Genomic DNA, 1,490 nt, shown 5'->3' on the forward strand with positions numbered 1-1,490 from the left:
CATGATCAGACGAAGGCCGCCCCCATATCCGGCGAACCCCCAGGTGAGCGACCCAGTACGAGACACCGTTCGAGGCCGGAAGAAAAAGAACAAGCCAAGTGCCTGTTTCTGAACTTTCTTCTGGGCTGGTCAGGGTCCGGCGCTCCGGGTGTGAGGGCCTGCCGTTCGGTGAACCGTCACCGTGGCCGGTTGTTGAACGGCTCATCGGTCGGGATGGCCACGAGCCGCCTCATGGTGAGGGTCAGCACAGTGGCGGTCGCTGTTCTGCTTGCGTGCGGTGGAGGGTTGGCGACTGGCGGAGCCGCCCGGGCCGGGTCAGTTGAAGACTGCGGCCACGGCGTCCGAGAGCCGGTTCAGTATGTCCCGCGAGAGTTGCACCGAGCCGGTGAACGAGAGGAAGCCGTGAATGGCTCCCTCGACCGGGAGGTGCTGGACCGGTACGCCGGCGTCGGCCAGCTTGCGGGCGTAGTGGTCGCCCTGGTCGCGCAGGGGGTCGTTCTCGGCGGTGACGATGACGGCGGGAGCAAGTCCGGCCAGTTCGTCGGAGCGTGCCGGCGAGACCCGCGGGTCGGCGCCCTGGTCCGGGGTGCTGAGGTAGGCGCCCCAGAACCACTCGAGGTAGGAACGGGAGAGGACCGGGCCCGTCATGTTCTCGTACATCGAGGGGCTGTCGTCGAACCGGTCGACCGCCGGGTAGGCGAGCACCTGGAGCGTGATGCGAGGTCCCCCGCGGCGCAGGGACTCCTGTGCGAGAACCGCGGCAAGGTTGCCGCCGGCGCTTTCGCCGAACACGGCGATGCGCTCTCCGTCGCCCCCGAAGCCAGGGGCGTTGCCCGCGACCCAGGTCAGCGCGGCGTAGGCGTCGTCGACCGCGGCCGGGAAGCGGTGCTCGGGTGCCAGCCGGTAGTCGACGGAGACCACGATCGTGCCGGAGCAGCTGGCCATGATGCGGGCGATGTTGTCCTGGGTGTCCAGGTCGCCGAAAACCCATCCGCCGCCGTGGAAGAAGAGCGTCACGGGCAGTGGCCCGGCGTCCGGCTCGGTGAAGGGCCGGTAGATACGGACGGGTATGTCGCGGCCGTCGGCAGCGGCCGTGGTATCCCGGACGTTGGCGACCGGTACGGGAGCGCCGGCCAGGGCGCCGAGGGCGCGCCCGAACGCGCGGTTCTCCGCCACCGTCAGGGTTTCGGGAGCCGGTCCGCCTCCTGGGGCCACTTCCTTGAGCAGGGTCTCGATCTGGGGGTCGAGGGGCATGGCACTCACCTGTCTGAAGGGACGGCCACCCGGTATGGAATGACCTTTCCAGGATCATCGGTAGGGCATGATTGGAATGTCAATTCCAACTTGAGTAGCGTGGGCATATGAGCGCACCAGCGAAGACCGGAGAGTCGAAGAGACAGCGGCTTACCAAGGGGGGCCGCGAGACCCGCGAACGCATCATCGCGGCCGCTGCGGAGCTGATGTTCCACCGCGGCGCGGGGGGCACGAGC

General features: G+C 68.3%; 1 protein-coding gene. It reads right to left on the reverse strand.

Annotated features, from left to right (window positions below; all coding sequences use genetic code 11):
* Positions 1 to 315 precede the first annotated feature (315 nt).
* Positions 316 to 1,254, reverse strand: a complete 939-nt coding sequence (locus ACFY32_RS33940) for an alpha/beta hydrolase (protein WP_359204979.1) — start codon at positions 1,252 to 1,254, stop codon at positions 316 to 318.
* Positions 1,255 to 1,490 lie beyond the last annotated feature (236 nt).

Source organism: Streptomyces sp. NPDC000134 (genome assembly GCF_042899225.1).
Classification (GTDB): domain Bacteria; phylum Actinomycetota; class Actinomycetes; order Streptomycetales; family Streptomycetaceae; genus Streptomyces.

Coding starts and splice junctions, on each gene's coding strand:
- ACFY32_RS33940 (WP_359204979.1), bottom strand. CDS start 1,254: ATGCCCCTCGACCCCCAGATCGAGACCCTGCTCAAGGAAGTGGCCCCA.